The organism is Dactylosporangium salmoneum, assembly GCF_039532525.1.
Lineage (GTDB): Bacteria > Actinomycetota > Actinomycetes > Mycobacteriales > Micromonosporaceae > Dactylosporangium > Dactylosporangium salmoneum.
Window position 1 is genome coordinate 22,382 of sequence record NZ_BAAARV010000092.1, and the last position, 18,806, is coordinate 41,187.

Annotated in this window: 15 protein-coding genes; 8 read left to right on the forward strand and 7 right to left on the reverse strand. The window is 72.4% G+C overall.

Features of this window, described 5'->3' with window-relative positions; translation table 11 throughout:
* Positions 1–22 precede the first annotated feature (22 nt).
* From ABD352_RS45685 to ABD352_RS45700, 4 genes are all read right to left on the reverse strand, one after another.
* A complete protein-coding gene (locus ABD352_RS45685) occupies positions 23–2,737 on the reverse strand; it encodes a winged helix-turn-helix domain-containing protein (RefSeq protein WP_344618883.1) in 2,715 nt (904 codons plus the stop codon).
* A gap of 701 nt (positions 2,738–3,438) precedes the next feature.
* Positions 3,439–3,930, reverse strand: coding sequence for a MarR family transcriptional regulator (locus ABD352_RS45690; RefSeq protein ID WP_344618884.1), 492 nt, complete (start codon positions 3,928–3,930; stop codon positions 3,439–3,441).
* A 22-nt stretch (positions 3,931–3,952) separates the two neighbouring features.
* Positions 3,953–5,083, reverse strand: coding sequence for a PP2C family protein-serine/threonine phosphatase (locus ABD352_RS45695; RefSeq protein ID WP_344618885.1), 1,131 nt, complete (start codon positions 5,081–5,083; stop codon positions 3,953–3,955).
* A gap of 145 nt (positions 5,084–5,228) precedes the next feature.
* Positions 5,229–6,791, reverse strand: a complete 1,563-nt coding sequence (locus ABD352_RS45700) for a dolichyl-phosphate-mannose--protein mannosyltransferase (protein WP_344618886.1) — start codon at positions 6,789–6,791, stop codon at positions 5,229–5,231.
* A 38-nt stretch (positions 6,792–6,829) separates the two neighbouring features.
* On the opposite strand from ABD352_RS45700, the gene rsmI reads away from it, so the two are divergent.
* Complete coding sequence (rsmI, locus tag ABD352_RS45705; RefSeq protein ID WP_425553924.1) at positions 6,830–7,657, forward strand: 16S rRNA (cytidine(1402)-2'-O)-methyltransferase; 828 nt, start codon at positions 6,830–6,832, stop codon at positions 7,655–7,657.
* On the opposite strand, the gene ABD352_RS45710 is transcribed toward rsmI, so the two are convergent.
* Positions 7,630–9,051, reverse strand: a complete 1,422-nt coding sequence (locus tag ABD352_RS45710) for an FAD-dependent monooxygenase (RefSeq protein WP_344618887.1) — start codon at positions 9,049–9,051, stop codon at positions 7,630–7,632. The genes rsmI and ABD352_RS45710 overlap by 28 nt on opposite strands.
* Before the next feature lie 74 nt (positions 9,052–9,125).
* Between ABD352_RS45710 and ABD352_RS45715 the strand changes: the two genes are divergently transcribed.
* Positions 9,126–9,755 carry a TetR/AcrR family transcriptional regulator gene (locus ABD352_RS45715; RefSeq protein ID WP_344618888.1) on the forward strand — a complete coding sequence of 210 codons (630 nt, stop codon included), beginning with the start codon at positions 9,126–9,128 and terminating at the stop codon, positions 9,753–9,755.
* A gap of 58 nt (positions 9,756–9,813) precedes the next feature.
* Here the strand turns inward: ABD352_RS45715 and ABD352_RS45720 are convergent, their stop codons facing one another.
* Positions 9,814–10,707: a hypothetical protein gene (locus tag ABD352_RS45720; protein WP_344618889.1), complete on the reverse strand. Its 894-nt coding sequence runs from the start codon at positions 10,705–10,707 to the stop codon at positions 9,814–9,816.
* Positions 10,708–10,814: 107 nt separating this feature from the next.
* Here ABD352_RS45720 and metG point away from each other — a divergent pair, with 107 nt between their 5' ends.
* A complete protein-coding gene (metG, locus tag ABD352_RS45725; RefSeq protein ID WP_344618890.1) occupies positions 10,815–12,578 on the forward strand; it encodes a methionine--tRNA ligase in 1,764 nt (587 codons plus the stop codon).
* Here the strand turns inward: metG and ABD352_RS45730 are convergent.
* Positions 12,575–13,756, reverse strand: a complete 1,182-nt coding sequence (locus ABD352_RS45730; RefSeq protein ID WP_344618891.1) for a hypothetical protein — start codon at positions 13,754–13,756, stop codon at positions 12,575–12,577. The two genes, metG and ABD352_RS45730, sit on opposite strands and share 4 nt — an antisense overlap.
* Before the next feature lie 81 nt (positions 13,757–13,837).
* Between ABD352_RS45730 and ABD352_RS45735 the strand changes: the two genes are divergently transcribed.
* From ABD352_RS45735 to ABD352_RS45755, 5 genes are read left to right on the forward strand one after another with little or no spacing between them, the layout of a single operon-like run.
* Entirely contained in the window at positions 13,838–14,695 is an 858-nt protein-coding gene (locus tag ABD352_RS45735; RefSeq protein WP_344618892.1) for a TatD family hydrolase, read from the forward strand.
* Positions 14,692–15,540: a 16S rRNA (adenine(1518)-N(6)/adenine(1519)-N(6))-dimethyltransferase RsmA gene (gene rsmA, locus ABD352_RS45740; RefSeq protein ID WP_425553925.1), complete on the forward strand. Its 849-nt coding sequence runs from the start codon at positions 14,692–14,694 to the stop codon at positions 15,538–15,540. Before ABD352_RS45735 ends, rsmA begins: the two co-directional genes overlap by 4 nt.
* A gap of 9 nt (positions 15,541–15,549) precedes the next feature.
* Positions 15,550–16,497: a 4-(cytidine 5'-diphospho)-2-C-methyl-D-erythritol kinase gene (locus tag ABD352_RS45745; protein WP_344618893.1), complete on the forward strand. Its 948-nt coding sequence runs from the start codon at positions 15,550–15,552 to the stop codon at positions 16,495–16,497.
* Entirely contained in the window at positions 16,497–18,302 is a 1,806-nt protein-coding gene (locus ABD352_RS45750) for an ABC-F family ATP-binding cassette domain-containing protein (RefSeq protein WP_344618894.1), read from the forward strand. Before ABD352_RS45745 ends, ABD352_RS45750 begins: the two co-directional genes overlap by 1 nt.
* 20 nt (positions 18,303–18,322) lie before the next feature.
* Positions 18,323–18,775 carry a DUF4383 domain-containing protein gene (locus tag ABD352_RS45755; protein ID WP_344618895.1) on the forward strand — a complete coding sequence of 151 codons (453 nt, stop codon included), beginning with the start codon at positions 18,323–18,325 and terminating at the stop codon, positions 18,773–18,775.
* Positions 18,776–18,806: the final 31 nt, after the last annotated feature.

An 18,806-nucleotide genomic window follows, 5' to 3' on the forward strand; every position in this document is an offset into this window, starting at 1 on the left:
CTCGCCTAACCCGGGTGAGAGGTTAGATGAGGCTCAGTTCTCGGCCCCGTCGCACGGCGTCGCGGCGGCGGCTGACGCCCAGCTTGCGGTAGACGTGCCGGACGTGGGTCTTGACCGTGTTGGACGAGACGCAGAGCACGGTGGCGATCTCGGCGATGGAGAGCATGCTGCGCAGGTACTGCAGCACCAGCATCTCCCGCTCCGTAAGGGGATCGGCCATCTGCCCGGGCGCCACCTCGAACACGTCGGCGGGCGGCTGGGACGGGGCGCTCGGGGCGCTCGGGGCGCTCGGGGCGTCCGGGGCGGACGGCTCGTCGGGCGCGGACGGCGTGACCTGCGGGGGCGGGTCGTCCAGCAGCTCGGCGATCCAGGCGCCGTGGCCCAGGAACGGGCCGCGGATGCCTTCCGGGCCGGCCAGCCGCAGCGCGTGCTGGATCTGCTCGGCCGCCCCGGCATGGTCGCCCAGCTGCCGCAGGGACTGGGCCAGCAGTACCGTCGCGGACACCGTGGTGACGAGGGAGGCGGGCTGCGCGGCCAGCGCGTCCTCCAGGGTGCGGGCGGCCGGCTCGGGCCGGCCCAGGACGAGGCTCAGCCGGGCGTGGCCGAGTGCCACGGCAGGGGCGCCCGGGAAGTGGCGGGCGAGCTCGTCGAGCACCGCGCGGGCCTTGTCCGGCCGGCCTTCGGCCAGGCACAGGTCGGCCTGCAGCACCCGCGCGCTGATCTCGGGGGTCGGCGGCATGGCGCCGATCCGGCTGCCCAGCAGCGGCTCCAGGGCCTCGGCCGCGCCGGCCAGGTCCTCCTGGTCGGCCAGCAGCTGGGCCAGGCTGATCGCGCCGCTCACCCAGCCGCCGTGCGGGTCGGGCGACGCCTCGGCCGTGATGCTCTCGTCGAGGTGGTAGCGCGCCTCGTCGAGCTGCCCGCGCGCCCGGCAGACCGCGGTGAGCACCAGCCGGGCGTGGCTGATGTTGCGCGACTCGCTGATCCCGGCGTCGCGGGAGCCGTCGAGCACCCGGCGGGCGCAGGCGGCGGCGGCCGAGAGCCGGCCGCGGTGCAGGTGTGCCAGCGCCTGCTGCCGGTTGGCCTGCACGATGAGCAGGTTGAACCCGGACTTGCGGGCCAGCGCCGCGCCCAGCTCCAGCGCGGAGTCGGCGTCGTCGATCACGTCGTGGGCGATGCCGCAGCCGGCCAGGGTCAGGTAGCCGGCGGCGCGGGCGGCGTCGGCGGCGTCGGCGTAGAGGTGCTCGTCGACGGCATCGTCGATGTGGCACAGCAACCGCGCGGCGGCTTCGCCGGAGCGCTCCGGGTCCTCGGAGGTCACCGCCTCGGCAAGCCGCATGGCCGCCAGCACCTCGGCGTCGATCGCCTTGGGCGACTCGCCCAGCGCCCGCTCGCCCAGCCGGATGAAGGCCGACATGCCGGCCACGTCGCCCGTCTCGCGGCAGCAGATGGCCAGCGCGAAGGCGAGCATGGGGCGGTCGGCGATGTCCGCCGGAGGCCGCGGGCCGGTCCGCGGCGCCATCGCGCGCGGTCCCGACCCGCAGAGTTCAGGCCAGTACTGCGCGAATAATCGCTCCGCGGTGACCCAGTCGGCGCCGAGCACGGCGTGCACCACCGCGTCGCCGGGCAGCCCGTTGGCCGCGTACCAGCCAGCCGCCGCCCGGTGCAGGGACCGCTCCTCGGCCGCGAGCGTGGTGCGTACCTCGGCGCGCAGCACCGAGCGCAGCAGGCGGCGGTAGCGGTACCACGAGTGCGAGCCGCCGTAGAAGGTGGCCAGGCCGTTCGCCCGGCTCGCCTGGGCCAGCTGCCGGGCGCCGTTGCGGCTGCCGGTCAGGGCCTCGACGAGCCCGGGGCAGACCGTCTCCACGATCGAGGTGCGCAGCATGACGTCGTACACGTCGGGGTCGAGGTGGGCCAGGATCTCCCGCTGCACGTACTCGGCGAGCCCCACCTGCTCGTTCGGCCCGGCCTCGCCGGCCAGCAGGTCGGTGACGACGCGCTCGGGTTCGTGCCGGCCGACCATCGCCGAGAGTGCCACCGCGACCGCGGCCGCCCAGCCCTCGGTGACGTGCCACAGCGCGTGCCGGAAGTGCTGGGCCAGCCGCACCTCGTGCCACTCCGCGAGCCCGGCGATCTCGGCCTGGGTGAAGGCGAGGTGGTCGGCGCGCAGCTCGGTGAGCTGGCCGCGGACCCGCCAGCGGTACAGCGACAGCGGCGGCTCGCTGCGGGCCAGCAGCAGGAAGCCGATCCGGTCGCCGAGCCGGCTCATCAGGCGCTCGACGCGGCGCAGCACCGTGCGGTTGGTGACGTTGTGCAGGTCGTCGAGGACGACCACCGCCCGCTCGGCCAGCCGGCCGCCGCCCCACGCGTAGGCGGCCGGGTCCAGCGCGATGCCGGCCGCGGTCAGCGCCGAGGTGAGCTGCCGCCAGGCGGCCGAGCCGCAGTTGGGCTCGAAGCGCACGTAGGCGGTGCGCCCGAGCGCACGACCCGCGCGCAGCCACGAGGTGGCGAGCACCGTCTTGCCCCAGCCGGTGGGCGCGCAGACGAGGGTGACAGGCTGCTCCACGGCCGCGTCGAGCTGGTCGAGCAGTCGTCCCCGCTCCAGGTGTACCCCCGGCAGGGCCGGCACCTCCCGATCGGCGACGGCGGCGGGCGGCGCGGGCCGTACCTCCAGGGGCCGGACCGTGGCGGCCCAGCCGGACGAGCCGAGGAACCGCTCGGCGGCGTCGTTGTGCGCCAATCTGTCAAGCGTGGTTTCGCCGTGGTGGCTCGTATGCACCGGCACTCCCGTAGCCGCGGGTTTTCGACGCGTCCGGACTGCGCCCTTCCTGTGTGTGACTGGCCGTGTACCGACGTCGAACACCTTAGAACTCGGAGCGTGTTTCGCGCAGTGCCTCATTCATATATATCGATCAGAGAAGCCGTGGAGTGGCCCCCAGTTTCCGTGCCCGGGTGGCAACTTCTTTGAAGATTATCGATATCTTGCGGCCCTGTGGCAAACGCCCCGTGCCCGCGCGCCGCAGCGTTCGGCGGCGTTTGCCCGGTTTTGCCGACGACGTGAGTTCCGACCGGGTGGCCATCGGTTACGGAGCGTGAGTCTGGCAACAACAGACACCAGTCGTCATCCGGCCGTCATATGCGGCGGCGCGATCGTCCGCGGCGGCGGCCGGGCCTGAATCGCCCTCATTGCGGACAGGCGCGGCGTGTCGTCGCCGATTTTGCTCAAATTCAAGTCGATCATTACTCGGGTAGCGCGCAGTTTATCCGGATTGGCTACCCAGAATTACAAGCCTGTCATCAGTGAAATTCCTCTTAGATCGAGGGCTGTTCACTCAAACGCGTGCCAATCTGCAAATTGCACACGTCAAATATTGTCATATGGCGACAATTCGGTCACCGAGCGACTGCGGGAAACCCGCAGTATCCCGCGGGTGTGCCGCGTCAGCTCGCCTGGGCCGCCGAGTCGCTCTCGACCAGGGGTACCCCGGAGGCGACCGCGAAGGACGACAGGCCCTGCATCAGCGCGGCCCGGTCGTCGGGCGACATGCGCCGCAGCACCGCCGAGATGGTGTCCTGCCGCTGCCGGCCCAGCCCCTCGAGCAACCGGCGCGCGGTCGGCGTCAGCACCAGCCACACCTCGCGCCGGTCCCGCTCGTCGGCGGTGCGCCGGAGGAGGTCGGCCGCCTCCAGCCGGTCGCACAGCCGGCTGGCCGAGGACGGCGCGGTGTGCAGCGCCATGGCGAGCTGGGTCAGGTTGACCGAGCCGGCCTGCGCGACGACGCCGAGCACCCGTAACTGAGCGGCGGACACGCCGGAGTTGTCGTTGGCCGCGCTCGTGGCGAGGACGAGTGCCTGACCGGCCGCATCGACGAGCGCCGCGGCCGTCGCCAGGTCGTCGTGGCCTGACGGGTGCGGTGAGGGTCGGCTCCGCACGATCTCCTCCGGTTGTCGCGGGTCACGGGTCGGCTCGGGGCGACCAGTCCAGGCAGATGATCAACGCATCGTCGAGTGGCTCGTCGCCCGCGTGATAGTCACGAAGGCTCCTCATGACGCTGCTGATCGCCTCGGCCGGAGGCTGCAACCGCGTCGATCGTATGGCACGACTCAACTCCCGCTCACCGTACGTCGCCTCGTTCGGCCGTGCGGCATTGTGCACGCCGTCGCTGACCACGAACAGCCGATCGCCGGGTTCCAGCTGGGTGCTTTCCTCGACGTACCGAGTGTCGCCGAACATGCCGAGCGGCAGCTGCGGATCGAGCTCCATGTCGCGCACCTGACCACCCCGCACGAGCAGCATCCGCGGTGAGCCGGCGTCGATCATGCGCAGCTGTCCGGTGACCGTGTTGAGCGCGAGCAGGAGCGTCGAGAGGTGCTTCGCGCCGCCGTACTGCGAGAAGATCGCGTCCGCTGCCAGCTCCGCCTGGTCGACCAGGTCGCCGCCTTGGCTCTGGCCCGCGGGGACGGAGCGACGGGCGTTGCGCATGGCGTTGACCGCGAGCGAGGTCAGCATCGCCGCGTCCAGCCCGTTGCCCATGCCGTTGAGCGCGGTCACGGTGAGCCAGTCGCCGTTGACCGACCAGTCGAAGTGGTCGCCGCAGACCGCGTACGCCGGCTCCAGCTGTCCGGCGAAGCGCACGCCCGGCTGTGCGTAGCCGCGGGCGGGCAGCAGGTCCCACTGCATCTCCGCGGCCATCGTGAGCCGGCCGGTGCGCCGCCGGGCCATGTGGTAGCGATCGGTGCGCCGGTAGGCGGCGCCCAGCGCGACCGCGAAGCACTCGGCGATCTCCTCCAGCCGGGGCCGCTCCGAGGTCAGCCGGTCCGCGTCGAGGGCGACGCTGAGCACACCCACCCGCTCGCCCCAGGCGGTCACGGGCAGGTGCAGCCGCGCCAGCGCCTGCCCCTCGCGGGTCTCCAGGACCGGCGCCTGGCTGGCGAACGCCCGCTGGGCCGGGGCCAGTTGGTCCGCGACAGCGTCGAGCGCCTCGACGCCGGCCGGTGACAGGGTCGTGGTGCGGTAGTCGGCCAGCCAAACGGTGCTGGTCTTGACCCCGTGGGAAGCGCTGAGGTACACGTCGAGCGTTTCCACCAGCCGGTCCGGTGGAGCCGCGCGCAGTGCCTTTTCGATGGAGCCAACGCCGGACATGCGAGCCTTTCGCCAGCTATTAGTTGCCGTGCGGCAAATAATATAAGGCAGCTATCAGGCTCTTCAGTTACCCACTCCTGGTGCCGGACTACACCCAGCGAGACCCTAACCACATTCGGGCGAACCAGTCCGTGTATGAAATGTCCATTCCGGAGTAGATCGGGTAGAAATAGGCGAAGCAGGCGGCGACCAGCAGGACATACGCTCCCGCCACGACCGCGCCGACCATGCGCTGGTCGCTGTCCGGGCGCAGCCGCCGGGGCGGGCCGATGATCGCGCCGAGCACGTAGACGACGGCCAGGACGAGGAACGGCTCGGCCGGCAGGGCGTAGAAGTAGAACATCGTGCGGTGCTCGGGCATCTCGTTGAACCACGGCAGGATGCCGGTGAGCGCGCCGGCCATGATCAGCCAGGCCCGGCCGTCGCGGCGGGCGATCGCGAGCCAGCCCAGGGCCACCAGCGCCGGCAGGAACGACCACCACAGCAGCGGCGTGCCGAGCAGCAGGATCTCGGAGGCGCAGCTGGCCGCGCCGCACGACCCGGACTGGTCCCAGTAGAAGGCCACCGGGCGGCCCAGCAGCAGCCACTGCCAGGGCCAGGACTGGTACTGGTGCTTCGTGCTCAGCCCGGTGTGGAACTTGTAGGCCTCCTCGTGGTAGTGCCACAAGTTGACCAGCGGGTCGATGAACCGGTCGTGGGGCAGGCCGTTGGACTCGGCGTACCAGTGCCGGAAGTAGCCGTTGTCGGAGAGGTACCAGCCCCACCAGCAGTTGAGGTAGACGAACAGCGCGACGCCGAAGGTGGCGAGGAACCAGCCGGCGCCGTCGCTCCAGACGCCCTCGGCGACCCAGTGCTTGAAGCCGGCGCTGCGCCGGGCGCTCATGTCGAACAGCACCATGGCGATCGCGAAGATCAGCACGTAGTAGACGCCGCTCCACTTGACGCCGCAGGCGAGGCCCAGTGATATCGCGCACAGCAGGCGGTACCACCGGAAGCCCAACTTGAGGCGCGGGCCGGGCTTCTCGGGGTCGTAGCCGTCCTCCAGGGCCCGCAGCAGCCGGGCCCGGCGCTGCTCGCGGTCCAGCACCAGGAAGAAGAACGCCACCACGATCCAGAACATCAGGAAGATGTCGAGCAGGGCCACGCGGGAGAGCACGAAGTGCATGCCGTCCAGCGACATGAGCAGGCCCGCGGTGCCGGCCAGGATGGTGGAGCGGAAGAGGCGGTACGCCGCGATGACGATCAGCAGGATGGAGATCGCGCCGACGATGACCGCCGAAATGCGCCAGCCGAAGGAGTTGTACCCGAAGAGCTGCTCACCGACGCCGATCATCCATTTGCCCAGGGGCGGGTGCACGACGTACTGCGGCGTGTTGTCCTCGGGGTTCCACTCGACCCCGCGCTGGAGGAGGTCCTGCGCCTCGTTGGCGTAGTAGACCTCGTCGAAGATGACTTCCTTGGGGTGCGCCAGGTTGACCAGGCGCAGGACCAGCCCGATGCCCGTGATCAGCGCCGCGACGAGCCAGAAGTTCAGCCCGCCGCGGGGCGGCCGGGCGAGACGCTTGCGGACGATGTCGGGCACCGCGCGCAGGGCCGGCTCGGCGACGGGGCTTTCCGGCTCGCTTGCTTGGGTCAGCACACCCGAGGTCATTGGGCGATCGTAGGGCGCGGGATGCCACCATCGCACATGTGCCGTTGATTCTGCTCGGAGCGCCGCTGGGAAATCCCGAAGACGCGTCGCCGCGCCTGCGTGAAACGCTCGCGACCGCCGATGTGGTCGCCGCCGAGGACACCCGCCGGCTGGGCCGCCTCGCCCAGCATCTCGGCGTCGAGATCAAGGGCCGGCTGGTGAGCTACTTCGAGGGCAACGAGGAGCGGCGCACCCCGGAGCTGGCCGACCTGCTCGCCGAAGGGCTGACCATCGCCGTGGTCACCGACGGCGGCATGCCCAGCGTCTCCGACCCCGGCTTCCGGCTCGTGCGGGCGGCGATCGCGCGCGGCGTGCCGGTGACCGCCGCCCCGGGCCCGAGCGCGGTGGTGACGGCCCTGGCGGTCTCCGGGCTGCCGTGCGACCGGTTCTGCTTCGAGGGCTTCCCGCCGCGGCGGCCGGGGGAGCGGCGGGCGTACTTCGCCGCGCTGGCGGCCGAGCCGCGCACCCTGGTGTTCTTCGAGTCGCCGCACCGCATCGCCGACACGCTGCAGGACCTGGCGCTGGCATTCGGCGAGGACCGCCCGGCGGCGCTGTGCCGGGAGCTCACCAAGACGTACGAGGAGATCCGCCGCGGCACCCTCGCGTCGCTGGCCGCCGACGCCGAGTCGGCCCGCGGCGAGATCACGCTCGTGGTGGCCGGGGCGCCGGCGGCCGCGGCCGAGCGGCCCAGCGACGCCGAACTGGCCGCGGAGGTGGCCGCCCTGGTCGCCGCCGGCGTCGATCGCAAGGCGGCGACCCTGGAGGTGGCCAAGCGCCACGCCCTGGCCAAGCGGGACGTCTACGCGGCGGTCATCGCGCACAAGTAGGCCGCCTCGTCGATCTCCTCGTCGTCGGAGGCCCAGGCCACGTAGCCGTCGGGGCGCACGAGCATCCTCGGCGCCCCCGCGGCGACGGCGTGCGGGCACCCGTCGAGCTTCGTGTTGATCAGCAGCGCCTTGCCGTCGTGGAGGTGCTCCGCCAGGCGCCGCCCGTCGGACAGCTCGAGCTCGGGGGCGGGGCGGCCGGTCAGCGGGTGCCCGCCCGGCAGGTCGTAGCCCTGCCAGACGCCGGAGAGGCGGGTGGCGAGATAGGTGGCGCCGTCCGTGGTGTTCGCCAGGTCGGCCAGGACCGCCCGCAGCGCCCGGGCGTGCGGGTCCGGCCGCATGACGGCGATCTGGGCGCGGGTCCAGTCCAGCACCCAGGCGCCGATCGGGTGCCGCTCGGCCGTGTAGGTGTCGAGCAGGCGCTGCGATGCGCGGCCCTGCGCGACGGCGGCGAGCTTCCAGCCGAGGTTCATCGCGTCGCCGATGCCGAGGTTGAGGCCCTGGCCGCCGAAGGGGGAGTGCACGTGCGCGGCGTCGCCGGCCAGCAGGACCCTGCCCTTGCGGTACATCGTGGCCTGGCGGGCGTTGTCGGTGAACCGCGTGGCCGTGCGGATGCCCGTGACCCGTACGTCGGCCCCCGTGACCCGCCGGATGGCCCCTTCCAGCTCCTCCTCGGTGACCTTGCCCTTTCGCGGGTCGCCTTCGCGGAACTCGACCACGAGCACCCGGCCGGGCATCGGCCCCAGGACGTAGACGCCGGTGTCGGTGGCGTGCCAGCCGCCCGGCAGTCCTTCGGTGCCCTCCATGTCGGCCATCGCCTGGTACGCCGTGATCTCCGGCGACGTCCCGGGGAACTCGAAGCCGGCGTGCTTGCGCACCAGGCTCCGCCCGCCGTCGCACCCGACCAGCCAGCTCGTGGTGAGCGGCCCCTGATCGGTGGCGAGCTCGACCTCGTCGCCGTCGTCGGTGAAGCCGGTCAGCTCGACGCCACGGCGCAGGTCCACGCCCAGCTCCCGGGCCCGCTTCTCCAGGATCGTCTCCAGCTGCTGCTGGCTCACCACCGCGAGCGCGCCGAGCCGGGCCGCGGCGGCCAGCTCGGGGTCGGAGCGGTCGAGCCGGTCGGCGTCGATCATGAGCCCGCCGAAGTGCCCGGCGAACCGCTTGCCCGCCGGCGCCTTGGCGAAGGCCTTGAGGTTGGCCGCGGCCGCCTCCTGCAGCGCCGGGGTCAGGCCCCGGCGGTCCAGCGCCTCGATCGTCGGGCTGTTGAGCGAGCCGGCCTTGATCGTGAGGTCGATCTCGGTCCGGCGCTCCAGCACCGTGACCCGCACCCCGGCCAGCGCCAGCTCGCTCGCGAGCATCAGCCCGACCGGCCCGGCCCCCGCAACCACGACGTCCATGCGTTCCTCCCAAAATCATGCTGTCACTAGAAAGATATAGCGACAGTAAGTTTTCTTCAACTAGAGTTTTCGCCGTGGACAGTGAGTTGGGTCTCCGTGAGCGCAAGAAGCGCCAGACGCGGCAGTTGATCTCCGACGTGGCGAGCGGCCTGTTCGTGCGGCGCGGCTTCGATGCGGTGACCGTCACCGAGGTCGCCGCCGCCGCGGGCGTGTCGCCGAAGACGGTCTTCAACTACTTCCCGCGCAAGGAGGACCTCTTCCTCGACCGCTTGGAGGAGCTGACCGGGCTGTTGACGGCCGCCGTGCGGGACCGGGCGCCGGGCGTGGGGGTGCTCGCGGCCGTGCGGGCGCTGGTTCTCGATCTGCTGGCCCGGCGGCACCCGATGAGCGGGTACGCCGAGCCCTCCTACGTCCATTTCTGGGGCGTGGTGACCGGGTCGCCGGCGCTGCTGGCCCGGGTGCGGGAGTACGTGCAGGAGCTGGAGGAGCTGCTGGCGGGCCTGCTGGCGGCGGAGCGCGGCGGCCCGGTGGGCCTGCGGGAGCGCTTCGCGGCGGCGACCTTCGTGGCGGCGTACCGGACGGTGTACCTGGACAGCGCCCGGCGGGTCTTCGCCGGGGAGGACCACGAGGCGGTGGGCGCGGAGATGGCGTTGCTGTACGGCCGGGCCTTCGACGCGGCGGAGCAAGCGGCCGCGGCGCTGTAGCGGCGCTCAACCCGAAATGCCGGGCCGACGTAGGCGGCCCGGCATTCAGATGTGTACGTCAGTAGGCGGCCAGCACGATGGCGGCGCTCAGCGCCACCGGGGCCGCGGCCGTCAGCAGCCACGCCGTGGCCCGCTCCCGCAGCCGCGCGAACCGCCAGGCCCCCGTCAGCCAGGCCAGCACCACCCCGCACAGCACGATGAGCCCGAGCCCCGCCGCCCAGCGCACCCGCAGCCCCGAGGGGTTGCCCGCGTAGGCGATCCGCCCGCCCGGCAGCATCTCGGCCGCCACCGACGCGCCCGTGGCGCCGTCGACGCCCATCAGCCGGGCGCCGTCCACGGTCTCCCGGCCCGGGGCGGCGAAGTCGGCCCGGCAGTGGCGCAGCAGGCCCGAGCCGTGGCAGGCGGTGACCTCGGCCGTGCCGCGCACGCCGTGCCCCATGTCCAGCCAGAAGGGTTCCGCGCTGGTCCACGCGAAGAACCCGGCCAGCAGCCCGATGAGGAGCATCGCGGTCAGGCCGGCCAGCGGGCCGCGGGGCGGGCGGCTGCGCCGCGGGCGGCGGGTCCGGCGCGGGGGAGAGGTCCGGCGATCGTCGCGCGGCTGGCGCATCGCCCGCATCGCCGGCGGCGGCCACTGCTCGGCCTTGCCCGCGAGGTGGTCGAGCACCGCGGTCCGACCGGCCGCGTGCGCCGCCTCGGCGCCGCCGCCAAGGTCGAGGCCGGGGCCCGGGTCAAGGCTGGGGCCCGGGTCAGGGCCGGGCCCGGCGCCGTGCTCGTGCAGGGCCATGGTGCTCGTCGTGGGCCAGAGCGGGAACACCTCAGGCGGCGTGGCGGCGGTCGGCCCCATGGCTGGTTCGGCTACGGGTGTGGCGACGGCGGCCGGCACCAGGGTCCGGGCCGGCGGAATCCCCGCGGCCTCGCCCCGCCACCCCCGTCGGGCGGGCAATTCGTTCACGTTTTCATTGGACAACGGGCGATCGTCAACATTTCGGACGTGGGTCGCGTGTCGGGATAAACAACCTGTTCGCTGAACGCCCGAGCGGTTCACTACGCTTCTAGCTCATGAGTCGTGTTCTCACCGCGGTCGCCTGGCCCTACGCCAACGGGCCGCGACACATCGGTCACGTGTCCGGATTCGGGGTGCCTTCCGACGTCTTCAGCCGCTACATGCGGATGGCCGGCCACGACGTGCTGATGGTGTCGGGCACGGACGAGCACGGCACGCCGATCCAGGTCCAGGCCGACGCCGAGGGCGTGAGCCCGCGCGAGCTGGTGGACCGCTACAACCGGGTCATCGTCGAGGACCTGCACGGCCTGGGGCTGACGTACGACCTGTTCACCCGCACCACCACCGGCAACCACTACAACGTCGTCCAGGAGCTGTTCCAGGGCCTGTACGACAACGGGTACATCATCGCCAAGACGACCCTCGGCGCGCGGTCGCCGTCGACCGGCCGCACGCTGCCCGACCGCTACATCGAGGGCACCTGCCCGATCTGCGGCTACGACAGCGCCCGCGGCGACCAGTGCGACAACTGCGGCAACCAGCTCGACCCGGACCAGCTGATCAACCCGCGCTCGAAGATCAACGGGGAGACCCCGGAGTTCGTCGAGACCGAGCACTTCTTCCTCGACCTGCCCGCGTTCGCCGAGCAGCTCAACGCCTGGCTCGACACGCGCGACGGCTGGCGCCCCAACGTGCTCAAGTTCTCCCGCAACCTCATCGACGACCTGCAGCCCCGGGCCATCACCCGGGACCTGGAGTGGGGCGTGCCGATCCCGCTGGAGGGCTGGAAGAACCGCGACGACAAGCGGATCTACGTCTGGTTCGACGCCGTGATCGGCTACCTGTCGGCCTCGATCGAGTGGGCCCGCCGGTCGGGCGAACCCGAGGCCTGGCGGAAGTGGTGGCAGGACCCCGAGGCCGAGGGGTACTACTTCATGGGCAAGGACAACATCGTCTTCCACTCGGTGATCTGGCCGTCGATCCTGCTCGGCTACTCCGGCCCGAAGCCGCAGGCCCTGGGCGCGCTGAGCCTGCCGACCGAGGTGGTCTCCTCGGAGTACCTCACCATGGAGGGCAAGAAGTTCTCCTCCTCCCGCCGCGTGGTCATCTACGTGCGGGACTTCCTGGAGCGCTACGACGCCGACGCCCTGCGGTACTTCATCGCCGTCGCCGGCCCGGAGTCCAACGACACCGACTTCACCTGGTCGGAGTTCCGCCGGCGCAACAACGACGAGCTGGTCGCGGGCTGGGGCAACCTGGTCAACCGCTCCATCTCCATGGCCGCCAAGAACTTCGGCGAGATCCCGGCGGCGGGCGAGCTCACGGCGGAGGACGAGACCCTGCTCGCCGCGGTGCGGGCGGGCTTCGACTCGGTCGGCCAGCTGCTCGGCAAGCACCGCCAGAAGGCCGCCATCACCGAGGCCATGCGCGTGGTGGGTGAGGTCAACAAGTACTTCTCCGACCAGGCGCCGTGGAAGCTCAAGGAGGACAAGGCCCGCATGGGCACGGTCCTCCACGTGGCGCTGCAGGCCGTGCAGGACTGCAACACCCTGCTGACCCCGTTCCTGCCCCACGCCGCGCAGCGCATCCACGAGCTGCTGGGCGGCACCGGCGTCCACGCCCCGATGCCCGAGATCCGCGAGGTCGAGGACCTGGACAACGGCGTGACCTACCCGGTCCTGACGGGCGACTACACGGTCGGCACCAAGTGGGAGCACGTGGCCATCGCGCCCGGCACGAAGCTCGAGGCCCCGACCCCGGTGTTCAAGAAGCTGGACGAGTCGATCGTGGAAGAGGAGCTCGCCCGGCTGCAGAGCTAGAGCTGGTACCAGTGATCGCTCTCGTGGGCGTCGACCACCTCGTTGGCCGGCGCCCACGCCTCGTACAGGCCGCGCTCGACGCAGTGGGCGCCCAGGCGGGCGACCTGGTCGCCGTCGGGGCGGGACAGGCGAAGCCGCAGCCAGTCGCCCTCCTGGCGGATGACCGTGCAGCGGGCGTCGCGCCAGGTGGCGCGGGGGACGCGGCGGGCCAGGGACTCCAGGGGATAGCGGGCGGCGCGGGTCTTGGCCGCCACCCGGAACTCGCCCGGCGGGTCCACGATCGCCTCGAAGACGTTGTCGCGGTAGCTGCCGATGTAGCGGGTCATGGGCGGGCTGACCGGGAAGTACTCCTGGTCGGACTGGCCCGGCACCAGGTGGCGCCACTGCGGGCCGTGCATGCGGCTCCAGGCCCGCTGCTCCGGCAGGTACGTGTACAGCGTCACCTCGGTCCCGTCCCCCGTGTAGGCGACCAGCGAGGTGTTCGCGGGCACCGGCAGCTCGGCCAGGTCGGCGGTGACGAACTCGGGGACGATGTGCCGGCCGCTCGGGGCGAAGCCGGTGCCGATCACCGGCGGGCCGAGGCGGTCGTGCGGCGGCATCGAGACCAGGCCGGGGTAGGCGTCGGCCAGCGGGACGTCGTAGTCGTGGGCGTCCACGGCGCGCCAGCGCACGGCGAAGACCACGTCGTCGCTGGGCTCGCTGGACAGGATGGCCAGGTCCTCCGGGGTGCGCAGGTGGGCCACGTCGAAGGCGCGGTAGCAGAAGCCGCTGATCGACCAGCCCTTGAGGTACCCCTGCAGCTGCCGCGCGGAGAGGAACTTGATCATTCGGGTGCCCCGGCGCAGGGCCGCGGTGCGGCGGATCGGGGCGAGCGCGGCGGCGGCCGACGGGGTCTGGCTCAGGCGGTGGATCGTGGCCCAGTCCAGCGCCCGGGTGACCGGCATCAGCAGCGGCTCGTCCTCCAGGCCGTCGAGGGCCGAGGTGACCTCCGTGGCGTGGACGAAGCGCCGGTACGGCCACTTCGCCCCCGGCCGGGGATTGGGCAGGAAGCCCGGGGCGGGGTGGGTGGCGTACAACTCGTAGGCCGCGCCCTGTGCGATCTCCTCGGCCGGATACGCGACCCCGTCGATCGTCACGCTGTGGGTCGCGGACCCTTCCGCGTGTCCGATTACCGTCACTAGCGCGACGCTAGGGGCGGGTGGTTTTCGGGCGGTTAACGCGGGGTTAACTGCGAACCGAGGGTGGCATGCTTGACGCCGATGAGTGCGAGAAGACACAGCCGCCAGGGCAGCTTCCCCCCGGCGCCCGAGCCGTTGCCGGTCGCCGTGCCGGACAGCCACACCCATATCGACATCACGCTCGAGGAGGGCGACAGCGGTGGCCCGGCCACCGTCGAGGACGCCATCGCCCGGGCCGCGGCGGCCGGCATCGACCGGTTGGTGCAGGTCGGGGTGGACGTCGAGTCGTCGCGGTGGGGGGTCGAGGTGGCCCAGCGGCACCCGGCCGTGGTGGCCACCGTGGCGCTGCACCCCAACGACGCGCCGCGCCAGCGCGACCTCGACGCCGCGCTGCGCGAGATCGAGCGCCTGGCCGCCCACCCGCGGGTGCGGGGCATCGGCGAGACCGGGCTGGACTACTTCCGCACCGGCGAGGAGGGGCGCAAGGCGCAGCACGAGAGCTTCCGCGCCCACATCGCGATCGCCAAGCGGCACGGCAAGACGCTGGTCATCCACGACCGGGACGCGCACGCCGACGTGCTGGCCGTGCTCGACGAGGAGGGCGCGCCCGACCAGGTGGTCATGCACTGCTACTCCGGCGACGAGGAGTTCGCCCGGGAGTGCCTGGACCGCGGCTTCCTGCTCAGCTTCGCCGGCACGGTGACCTTCGCCAACGCCGACCACCTGCGCCGGGCCGCCGCCGTCACCCCGCTGGACGGGCTGCTGGTGGAGACCGACGCGCCGTTCCTCACTCCGGCGCCGTTTCGCGGCCGGCCCAACGCCTCGTACCTCATTCCGCTGACGGTGCGCGCGCTGGCCGAGATCACCGGGCACGACCTGGACGCGCTGTGCGCCGCGCTGTCGGCCAACGGCGAACGAGCGTTCGGACGCTGGACGTGACCCTGCTCGGCCCGGCCGACGTGCGGCAGCTGGCGGAGCGGCTCGGCATCCGCCCCACCAAGCAGCTCGGGCAGAACTTCGTGCACGACCCCAACACCGTGCGCCGGATCGTGCGCGCCGCCGAGCTCGCCCCCGACGACGTGGTGCTCGAGGTCGGGCCGGGGCTCGGCTCGCTCACCCTGGCGCTGCTCGAGCACGGGAACCCGGTCTGCGCGGTCGAGATCGACCCGCCGCTGGCCGCGGCGCTGCCGGAGACCGTGGCCAAGTTCGCCCCGGAGCACGCCGACCGGCTGACCGTCGTGGCGGGGGACGCGCTGCGGGTCGACCTCGGCGAACACGCGCCGACGGCGTTGGTGGCCAACCTGCCGTACAACGTCGCCGTCCCGGTCGTGCTGCACCTCCTGGCGACCGTGCCCTCGCTGCGGCGGGGGCTGGTGATGGTGCAGAAGGAGGTGGCCGACCGGCTCACCGCCGGCCCCGGGTCGCGGGTCTACGGCGTGCCGAGCGTGAAGCTGGCCTGGTACGCGACCGCGCGCCAGGCGGGCAAGGTGCCGGCCTCGGTCTTCTGGCCGGTCCCGAACGTCGAGTCCGGTCTGGTCGGGTTCGTCACCCACGATGGGATTAACGGGGACAAAAAGGCGACATTCGCCGTGATCGACGCCGCGTTCGCGCAGCGCAGAAAGACGTTGCGAGCGGCGCTGGCCGGCTGGGCCGGGAGCGCGGCGGAGGCGGAAACGCTGATACGAGCGGCCGGGGTCGACCCCGGGCTGCGCGGCGAGCAGCTCACGGTGGAGGACTTCACGCGCATCGCGAGCCAGCGCCGCCCGGCGGAGGCGTCCGGGTAGGGTGCAGCAGTGACCGAGCCGCTCTTCTCCGAGGACGAGGAGTTCGACCGGCCGCGCCTGGCCGCGCACGGACCGGTCCGAGTGCGCGTGCCCGCGAAGATCAACCTCCACCTGCACGTCGGCCCCACCCGGCCCGACGGCTACCACGAGCTGACCACCGTCTACCACGCGATCGGCCTCTACGACGAGATCACCGCGCGCCGTGGCGACACGCTGACGCTCACCATGGAGGGCGAGGGCACCGGCGAGCTGTCCCTCGGCGAGGACAACCTCGTCGTGCGGGCGGTGCGGGCGCTGGCCGCCGAGACCGGTCACGACCCGCACGCCCGGCTGCACCTGAAGAAGCAGATCCCCATCGCGGCCGGGCTGGCCGGCGGCAGCGCCGACGCCGCGGCCGCGTTGGTGGCCTGCGACCAGCTGTGGGGGACCGGCATGTCCCGCGACGACCTGGCCGTGGTGGCCGCCACGCTGGGCTCCGACATTCCCTTCCTGGTCCTCGGGGGTACGGCCCTGGGCACCGGCCGGGGCGAGCTCGTCAGCCCGATCCTCACGGGCGGGCACACCTGGCACTGGGTGCTGGCCGTCGCCGAGGAGGGGCTGTCCACGCCGGTGGTGTACCGGGCCTTCGACGAGCTCGGCGGGCGCACCAACGCCGGCCCGCCCGACGGGCTGATGGCCGCCCTGCGCCAGCGCGACCCCGAGGTGCTCGCCGGCGAGCTGGCCAACGACCTGCAGGCGGCCGCCCTGCACCTGCGCCCCGAGCTGCAGCAGGTGCTCGACGCCGGCATCGAGGCGGGCGCGCTGGCCGGGCTGATCTCCGGCTCCGGCCCGACCTGCGTCTTCCTGGCCGAGGACGGCCGGCACGCCGCGCTCATCGCCGCCGACCTGGAGGAGCGCCGGTGCTGCCGCGCGGTGCGCACCGCCGTCGGCCCGGTCCCGGGAGCGAGGGTCCTGTAGTGGCCAACATCGTCAACCTGGACAAGGTCTCCAAGACGTACCCCGCCGGGCGCATCTTCGACGAGGTCTCCCTCGGCATCGACGACAGCGACCGCATCGGCATCGTCGGGCTCAACGGGGCCGGCAAGACGACCCTGCTGCGCATGCTCACCAAGGCCGAGGAGCCGGACGAGGGCCGGGTCACCCACCGGCGGGACCTGCGCGTCGCCGCCCTCCCGCAGCGCCTCGACCTGCCGCCCACGGCGTCGGTCCGGGATGTCATCGTCGGCACGGCGTGGCTGCCGGCCGGCTTCGCGGCGGAGCACGAGTGGGCGGGCGACGCCGGCGTGCGCACGGTGCTCAACGGCCTGGGCATGCCGCACCTCGGCCTGGACGCCCCCGTCGGCCCGATGTCCGGCGGCGAGCGGCGCCGCATCGCGCTCGCCGCGCTGCTGGTCCGCCCGGCCGACCTGCTCATCCTCGACGAGCCGACCAACCACCTCGACGTGGCCGGCATCGCCTGGCTGGCCCGGCACCTGCTGCAGCGCCGCGGCGCGCTCATCGTGGTCACCCACGACCGGTGGTTCCTCGACGCGGTGTGCACGACCACGTGGGAGGTCGCCGACGCGACCGTGCGCTCGTACGAGGGCGGCTACGCGGCCTGGACCCTGGCCCGGGCCGAGCGCGTGCGGGTGGCCGCCGAGACCGAGGCCCGCCGGCAGAACCTCCTGCGCAAGGAGATCGCCTGGCTGCGCCGCGGCCCGCCGGCCCGCACCAGCAAGCCCAAGTTCCGCATCGACGCGGCCAACGCGCTCATCGCCGACGTCCCGCCGGCCCGCGACACCGTCTCCCTGCAGCGCCTCGCCGTGACCCGGCTGGGCAAGCAGGTGTACGAGCTCGACGGGCTGCGCCTGCAGGCGGGGGAGCGGACCCTGCTCGACGGCGTGGACTGGATCGTCGGCCCGGGCGACCGGATCGCCATCCTCGGCGCCAACGGGGCCGGCAAGACGACGCTCCTGCGCGTGCTGGCCGGCCTGCGCGAGCCCGACGGCGGCCGGGTGCTGCGCGGCACCACGGTCCGCCCCGCGTTCCTGTCCCAGGAGCTGCACGAGCTGCCCAACAACCTGCGCCTGCTGGAGGCGGTCGAGGAGGTCGCCAAGCGGGTCAAGCTCGGCGACCGCGAGCTGTCGGCCGCCCAGCTGGCCGAGGTCTTCGGCTTCACCGGCGCGCGGGTCTGGACCCCGGTGTCCGACCTCTCCGGCGGCGAGCGGCGCCGGCTGCAGCTGCTGCGCCTGCTGGCCACCGAGCCCAACGTCCTGCTGCTCGACGAGCCGACCAACGACCTCGACATCGACACGCTGGCCGCGCTCGAGGACCTCCTGGACACGTGGCCGGGCACGCTGGTGGTGGCCAGCCACGACCGGTACCTCGTCGAGCGCGTCGCCGACACCGTCTACGGCATGCACGGCGACGGCCGCCTGGTGCACCTGCCCGGCGGCGTCGACGAGTACCTGGCCCACGTCTCGGCCTCCTCGGGCTTCGCGCCGTCCGCTGCGGCTGCTGCGGCTCCCGCCGCCTCGGCCGACCGCGCCGCCGACCTGCGGGCCAGCGAGAAGGACCAGCGGGCCGCGCGCAAGGAGCTGGCCAAGCTCGAGCGCAGCATCGACCGGCTGAGCCAGAAGGAGGAGGCGCTGCACGCCCAGCTGGCCGAGCACGCCACCGACTACACGAAGATCACCGAGCTGGACACCCAGCTGCGGGCCGTACAGCAGGAGAAAACCGAAATCGAGGAGCAATGGCTCGCCCTGGCCGAGATCGCCGGCTGAGCGCATCTTAAGATCTCCCCATGGCGTCTCACTTCCCGATCAACCACCACCTCCGGCCCCTGTACCGGCTGCTCAGTGCGGTGGCAGGCCTCTACATGCTGGTCTTTGGCGTGGTCGGCTTCGTGCAGACCTCCGGCGCCCCGTTCTTCACCCGCGACGAGACCGCCTGGGCCCTTGGCCTGCGCACCAACCCGGCCTTCGCGGTGCTGTCCATCATCGCCGGCGTGGTCGTCCTCGGCGCGAACGTGATCGGCCGCAACATCGCCCACCAGATCAACCAGCTGGCCGGCATCGTCCTGACCATCGTCGGCATGGGTTCGCTCGCCGTGATGCAGACCGAGGCGAACATCTTCGCCTTCTCGATGGTCAACGTGATCGTCACCTTCATCCTGGCCGGCGTGGTCGGCACCGCAAGCCTCTACGACCGGGTCGGCTCGACGACCGCCGAGGAGCACCACCACGCCCACGCGTAACGAGCGCTGCTTTCGAGAGCGGCAGGCCCGG